Source organism: Corallococcus aberystwythensis (assembly GCF_003612165.1).
GTDB classification, from domain to species: Bacteria; Myxococcota; Myxococcia; order Myxococcales; family Myxococcaceae; genus Corallococcus; species Corallococcus aberystwythensis.
Genome location: NZ_RAWK01000411.1, coordinates 1 through 6159, shown reverse-complemented (window position 1 = coordinate 6159; position 6159 = coordinate 1). Strand labels below are relative to the sequence as shown.

Below are 6159 nucleotides of genomic sequence, written 5' to 3'. Positions count from 1 at the left end.
GGGTGGAGGGCGGGGCCGCGGCCACGGGGCCTGAGAGCAGCGCGCACAGCAGCCACCATCCGGGGAGGGTCCGCATGGAGGGCATGCTAATTGACCCCGTCCGGGGCCGCTCGCTACAAGCCTCCGGGTGCGCCACTCGCGAACGTTGACCCTCTCCGCCGCCGCGCTGAGCCTCCTGGCCTGCGCCAAGCAGGTTCCTCCGTCCACCGCCGCCGCCGCGCCGCCCGAACCGCGCTCGGTCCAGCTGCTGTCCGCCACGCCAGAGCGGGAGACGGCGCGCCTGGAGAAGCTGCGCGAGGACGTGGAGGTGGACACGCGCGAGGGCGAGCGCACGCCGCGCGTCGTGGCCACCGCGGAGACGCAGCCGATGCGGCTGGACGGCGCCCAGGCCCGCCTCTGCGGGGACGCGGCCTGCACGCAGGGCTTCGCCGTGGACAACTTCCTGCTGCTGGAGGTGCTGGACGCGAAGGGGAAGGTGTCGCGCCGCGCGGCCGTGGGCTTCACGGACAGCGTCTTCATTGGCAACGAGCAGGTGGACAACCTGGGCCGGCGCGCCTTCAGCTTCGAGCCCAACGAGGTGGACATCACCGCCCTGCTGCCGGAGTCCGAGCCCTTCCGCGTCCGCGCCACCGCGCTGGACTACTGGGGCGTGGGCCGCGTGACGAACATCTTCCTGCGGCTGGATCCGGGCGCGGGCCGCGGCGAGGACGACCTGCGGGGCCAATGACAGGCCCCGGGCGTTCCGGGCCTCCAGCGCCCGGGCGGACGCGGGAAGCGTCCGCCCCCGCGCGTCAGAAGCGCACGCCGGGCGCGGGCATGGCCGGGCGCAGGCCGGAGAAGCCAATCTGGCCGTCACACCCCGCCTCCCCGCACACGTCGGTGGTGGTGAGCGCCGCGGGGCTCCGGGTCGCCACGTAGGCCCCGGCGCCCGCCGCGGCGGCCACCACGCCCACGCCCACCCAGACGTACCACTTCTGGTACCAGGCGCTGCTGGTGCTCTCCTTCACCTCCGGCGGCTGCTCGGCGCCCAGCGCCAGGCCCGGCTGCTCCACCGGCGCCAGCGGCTTCGTGGGCTCCAGCACCGTGGAGCGCGGCGTGTCATCCGCCGGTGCCACCGACGCCACCGGGTCGGAGGAGGGACGCAGGCGCCCCTCCACGACGTAGAGCTGCCCGGCGCGCACGTTGATGTTCTTCACGTCCTTGAGTCCCGGCGCCCGGAACTCGATTTCGTGCTGCCCCTGGGCCAGGGGGTGGTTCTCGATGGGGACGGTGCCCGGCACGCGCGTCCCGTCCACGAACACCGTGGCGCGAGGCACGTCCGCGCGCAGGGTGGCGAAGCCCGTCGCCGCTTCCAGCGAGACCAGCAGCTCCGTCGTCAGGCCCGGCGTCAGCGTCACCTGCTGGATGAAGTCCGAATAGTTCTGACGGCGCGCGACGACGGTGTGCTCGCCCGGCGCCAGCTCCAGCGGCGTCTGCGGGTTCACCTCCTGGCCGTCCACCGTCACCTTCGCGCCGCGCGCGTTGCTGCCCAGCTTGAGCGCGAGCGTGGCCTTCGCCGGGGCCACGTCCTCGGGGGGGGCCGTCACGGCGCCCTTGCCCGTCTTGCCCTTGCGAGTGCCCAGCTTCTCCTTCTTGGGCGGCACCTTGCGCTTCGCCGTCGTCTTCGGAGGCTTCGCCGTCTTCGGCTTGCCCTTGGGCTTCGGGGTGGGCTTCGTCTCCGAAGGGCCGAGGAGATCATCAATGTCCTGGGCGAACACCGCGGAGGGCAGCGCCAGGGTAGCGACGAGCGACAGGACGGCGAAGCGGCGAAGACTCATGTCGGACCGAAGGTTAGAGAGTCATCCCAGGGGAAGCAAACACCGTCCCACACGGCCGTCGGTTGGGAGAATATCCGCGCCCCATGCACCGCGCCCTCGCCATCCTCCCCTTCGGCCTCTGTGTCCTCTCGCTCACGGCCTGTCCGGGCAAGGCCCCTCCCCGGGTGGAAACCTCCACGTCCTCCCTGCCGCCGCCCATCCACGTGCCGCCCGGCTGTAAGAAGGACCAGTCCGGCGACTACCACCACGCGCAGAACCCGGCCTTCCGCTACCTGGGCCAGGACGACGGCCGCACCCTGTCACTCGCGGTGGTGCGCGCTTGGGCGGACGGCGGCGTGGAGTCCCCGGACGCGGGGTCGGTGGGCATCGTCCTCACCCGCACGCCGGAGGGCTTCGTGGGCGAAACGCGCGCCACCGGCTTCAGCGCCTCCGGGACGCCCTGCCCCGTCGCCTTCCCCACGGAGGCCGTGGCCTGCACCGACGCCGGCCTCACGCTGAGGGCCGCGTCCAGCACCTCCATCGACGAGGGCTGCCGCCCCGCCACCTCCGGCCCCGCCCCGGTGCGCCAGGAACAGGTGCTGCTGCGCGGCGTGCCGGACGCGGGCCTGTAGGCCGGAAAAGCACCGCGCCGCCCTCCCCGCCCTGGAAGCCCGGGTGGGAAGCGGCGGCGTGAGGTGAACGGCGCGAAGCAGTGCGGAAGGATCAGGCCGCCTGGCGCGGCTGCTCCTCGGAGGGCGTCACGGCGGGGGCGGCGTCCGGCACCTTCGCCCGGCCCGCGAACCCCTGCAGCAGGCTGGACGCGCCCACGTAGAGGAAGCCCGCCAGGAACAGGATGATGAAGGGCACCGACGTGTAGATGCGCGAGTCGATGGCGAACCACAGCGCCCCGGTGAAGTAGGCGGCGAAGAGCAGCTCCACCACCGGCATCAGCGTCTTGCTGCCCCGGTAGCTCTTCTTCACGGCCTTGACGCTCTTGCCTTCCGCGCCCGTCTTCGGCGTGCGCGCGAAGCCCGACTGCTGGTTGAGCAGCGCCTCGCCCACGGCCTTCGCGTTGTTGATGGCCAGGCCGATGCCCAGGCTCATCAGGAAGGGCAGGTACTTGAAGCGCTCCCAGCCCTTCACGCCGCGCTCGCGCTGGGCGGCCACGTAGAAGACGCAGACGCTGGCCGTCGCGGTGATGAAGAAGGGCAGGTCCAGGAACAGCGTGCCGTACAGGCCGTGCTGGAAGCGCACCACCATGCTGATGGGCATCAGCACGGACAGGAGCACCATCAACAGGTAGGCCATGTTGTTGGTGAGGTGGAAGAAGGCCTCGCGCTTCACCAGGAGCGGCAGGTCGCTCTTGAGGATGGTGGGCAGGAGCTTCTTCGCCGTCTGGATGGAGCCCTTGGCCCAGCGGTGCTGCTGGCTCTTGAAGGCGTTCATGTCCACCGGCACCTCCGCCGGGGAGATGACCTCCGGCAGGAAGATGAACTGCCAGCCCTTCAGCTGGGCGCGGTAGGACAGGTCCAGGTCTTCCGTGAGCGTGTCGTGCTGCCAGCCGCCCGCGTCGGCGATGGTGTCGCGGCGCCAGATGCCCGCGGTGCCGTTGAAGTTGAAGAAGCAGCCGGCGCGGTTGCGCGCGGTGTGCTCGATGATGAAGTGGCCGTCCAGGAAGATGCTCTGCGCCTGCGTGAGGATGGAGAACTCACGGTTCAGGTGGCCCCAGCGCACCTGCACCATGCCCACCTTCGCGTCCGCGAAGAAGGGAACGGTGCGCATCAGGAAGTCGGGGCTGGGGACGAAGTCCGCGTCGAACACCGCCACGTACTCGCCCGTGGCCAGCTTGAGGCCGTTCTCCAGCGCGCCCGCCTTGAAGCCCTGGCGGTTGACGCGGTGGATGTAGACGATGTCGTGGCCCTTCTGACGGTGGCGCTCCACGCACGCACGCGCGATGCCGCACGTCTCGTCCGTGGAGTCGTCCAGCACCTGGATCTCCAGCAGCTCGCGCGGGTAGTCGATGCGGCACACCGACTCCACCAGGCGCTCCACCACGTACATCTCGTTGAAGATGGGCAGCTGGATGGTCACCCGGGGCAGCGCCGGGAGCGTGCCGTTGGGCGTGGGCAGCTTGAACTTGTGGCGGTAGTACAAAAACGCCATGCGATAGCGGTGGGAGCCATAGACTCCCAGCACGCTCAGCAGGCTGAAGTAGACTGCCAGAAACAGGATCTCGACGGTGGTCATCGGTGACGCTCAGCCCCTCCCGCTGGCACTGGCGCCAGCGGTCCTACCAGACGTGGCGGCATGCCGACCGACCGCTCACGCTGACCGCCGCCTGTGGGTCTGCTGAGCCCCGCCCCGTATGTGCCCGAAAAGACTGGGCTTTGACCTTCCGGCTACTGATCGCCGGCGGACAATAGGGAGCCACCCGGGTCGTGTCAAACTATTCCCCGGATTCGAGAGGCTTGGATCGGCGGTTTTGACGCAGGATGTCACCCCTTTCTTCCCTGCGTCCGGGCGATGCCGGGACGACGTCCCGGGTGCTCCGTGGGACGGAGGACCTAACGGGCGGCGCGCAGGGGCACGGGGGCGCCAGGCGTGACGGTGGGGCCCTCGGCGACGTGGGACTCGTCGCGGGTGGCTCGTTCGAGCACGCCCTGCACCAGCGCGGGGAAGTCCAGGCCCGCGCGGGCGGCGATCTTCGGCAGGAGGCTTACGGGAGTGAAGCCCGGCAGGGTGTTCACCTCCAGGACGACGTCGTTCTCCTTGTCGGAGCAGAGCAGGTCCACGCGGCCATAGCCCCGGCAGCCCAGGGCGCGGTACGCGGCGAGCGCGAGCGACTCCACGTTGACGCGGCGGGTGTCGGACAGGCGGGGCGGGAGGAAGTACTGGGCGCCGCCCTTGTACTTGGCGTCGTAGTCGAAGCCCTCGCGTGGGAAGGACACCTCGCAGCTGCCCAGCACGCGGTCGCCGAGGATGCCCACCGTCACCTCCTGCCCCTGGACGAAGCGCTCCACCAGGGCCTCGCCGCCGAAGCGGCACGCCTGGGCCACCGCGGGCACCAGCGCCCCGGCGTCGTGCACCACGGACAGGCCCACGGACGAGCCGCCCTTCGCGGGCTTCACCACGCAGGGGAAGCCGCTGTCGCCGTGCAGCTCCAGCGCGCGCTCCGCGTCCTCGCGGCCCACCCGGTAGCCGTGGGGCGTGGCCAGGTTGTGCAGCTGGAAGAGCTTCTTCGCCATGGGCTTGTCCATGGCCAGCGCGGAGGCCAGCACGCCGGAGCCGGTGTACGGAATCTCCAGCAGCTCCAGCAGGCCCTGCACGCGGCCGTCCTCGCCCATGCGGCCGTGCAGCGCGATGAAGGCCACCTCGATGTCCGCCGCGCGCAGCGCCCGGTCCAGGCCCGGGCCCGCGAAGACGCGGGTGACGGTGTGCCCCAGCGTCTCCAGGGCCGCCACCACGGCCTCCCCTGTCTTGAGCGAAATCTCCCGCTCCTCGCCCCACCCGCCCATCAGCACTCCCACGCGCTTGCCCATGTCGATGATGCCTCCTTGGGCCTGCTCCAGAGCACGGATGATGCCACGCACCGGCGGACCTCCCCGGCGCGGGCACCGCGTTCAAGTGACTGGAATGACAGGGTTTTCGCCGTGACGGCCTCGGGCAGGCAGCCGTGTCCGGGGGGACACGGCGCGGCCCGGCGGCCACGTGCGGGAGCGTTGATACGGCGCCGCGCCCGGAGCCCCTGGAGACAGGGGGCTTGAAGGGCGCGGCGCGGGACTTCGTTCAGCCCCCGTCGCGGATGCCGCCGTCGGGCAGCAGGCCACCATCCGAGGTGCCGGCGTCCGTGCTGCCACCCGCGTCGGTGGAGCCCGCGTCGGACGTGCCGGCATCGGACGTGCCCGCGTCGGACGTGCCCGCGTCGGTGGGAGGAGCGCTGTCGTCGGCGGTGCAGACCTGGTCGCGGCAGACGTAGCCCTCCAGGCACTGGCCCTGGTCACAGGGCTGCCCTTCAGGATCGAAGTCGACGAGCAGGCTGCAGGCGGACAGGCCCAGGACCAGGGCCGAGGGAACGATGAGCGATGAAAGGCGGCGCATGGCTAGTAGTTCCGGAGATCGTCTTCGTCGAGCTTGGGGCGCTTCTTCTCTTCCTCGCGCTTGCGCTTGGCGTCTTCCTCCGCCTTGCGCTTCGCCTCCTCGTCCGCCTTGCGCTTCGCCTCTTCCTCCTGCTTGCGCCGGACCTCCTCGTCCTTCTTGCGCTGCTCCTCCTCGCGCTTGAGGCGGGCCTCCTCCTCTCGCTGGCGCTTCGCCTCGGCCTCGCGCTCCTTGCGCGTCAGCTTCTTCGCGGGCGGCGCGGGCGGGG

General features: G+C 70.9%; 6 protein-coding genes and 1 pseudogene. 2 read left to right on the top strand and 5 right to left on the bottom strand.

The features are described from left to right. Window positions 1-127 precede the first annotated feature (127 nt). Entirely contained in the window at window positions 128-727 is a 600-nt protein-coding gene (locus tag D7W81_RS39135; RefSeq protein ID WP_120560438.1) for a hypothetical protein, read from the top strand. A 64-nt stretch (window positions 728-791) separates the two neighbouring features. On the opposite strand, the gene D7W81_RS39130 is transcribed toward D7W81_RS39135, so the two are convergent. Beyond that, complete coding sequence (locus tag D7W81_RS39130; RefSeq protein WP_120560437.1) at window positions 792-1817, bottom strand: PEGA domain-containing protein; 1026 nt, start codon at window positions 1815-1817, stop codon at window positions 792-794. 83 nt (window positions 1818-1900) lie between these two features. Here D7W81_RS39130 and D7W81_RS39125 point away from each other — a divergent pair, with 83 nt between their 5' ends. Next, complete coding sequence (locus D7W81_RS39125; protein WP_120560436.1) at window positions 1901-2428, top strand: hypothetical protein; 528 nt, start codon at window positions 1901-1903, stop codon at window positions 2426-2428. Window positions 2429-2519: 91 nt separating this feature from the next. On the opposite strand, the gene D7W81_RS39120 is transcribed toward D7W81_RS39125, so the two are convergent. The 4 genes and pseudogenes from D7W81_RS39120 to D7W81_RS39105 form a co-directional block, all read right to left on the bottom strand. Next, the gene (locus D7W81_RS39120; RefSeq protein ID WP_120560435.1) at window positions 2520-4043 is read right to left on the bottom strand and encodes a cellulose synthase family protein; all 1524 of its coding nucleotides are present in this window, start codon (window positions 4041-4043) and stop codon (window positions 2520-2522) included. A 317-nt stretch (window positions 4044-4360) separates the two neighbouring features. Further along, window positions 4361-5335 carry a D-alanine--D-alanine ligase gene (locus D7W81_RS39115; protein ID WP_120560439.1) on the bottom strand — a complete coding sequence of 325 codons (975 nt, stop codon included), beginning with the start codon at window positions 5333-5335 and terminating at the stop codon, window positions 4361-4363. A gap of 247 nt (window positions 5336-5582) precedes the next feature. Further along, the gene (locus D7W81_RS39110; protein ID WP_120560434.1) at window positions 5583-5894 is read right to left on the bottom strand and encodes a hypothetical protein; all 312 of its coding nucleotides are present in this window, start codon (window positions 5892-5894) and stop codon (window positions 5583-5585) included. Between the two features lie 2 nt (window positions 5895-5896). Then, a pseudogene (locus D7W81_RS39105) lies at window positions 5897-6159 on the bottom strand (PEGA domain-containing protein); the annotation flags it as partial.

Coding starts and splice junctions, on each gene's coding strand:
- D7W81_RS39130 (WP_120560437.1), bottom strand. CDS start 1,817: ATGAGTCTTCGCCGCTTCGCCGTCCTGTCGCTCGTCGCTACCCTGGCG.
- D7W81_RS39125 (WP_120560436.1), top strand. CDS start 1,901: ATGCACCGCGCCCTCGCCATCCTCCCCTTCGGCCTCTGTGTCCTCTCG.
- D7W81_RS39120 (WP_120560435.1), bottom strand. CDS start 4,043: ATGACCACCGTCGAGATCCTGTTTCTGGCAGTCTACTTCAGCCTGCTG.
- D7W81_RS39115 (WP_120560439.1), bottom strand. CDS start 5,335: ATGGGCAAGCGCGTGGGAGTGCTGATGGGCGGGTGGGGCGAGGAGCGG.
- D7W81_RS39110 (WP_120560434.1), bottom strand. CDS start 5,894: ATGCGCCGCCTTTCATCGCTCATCGTTCCCTCGGCCCTGGTCCTGGGC.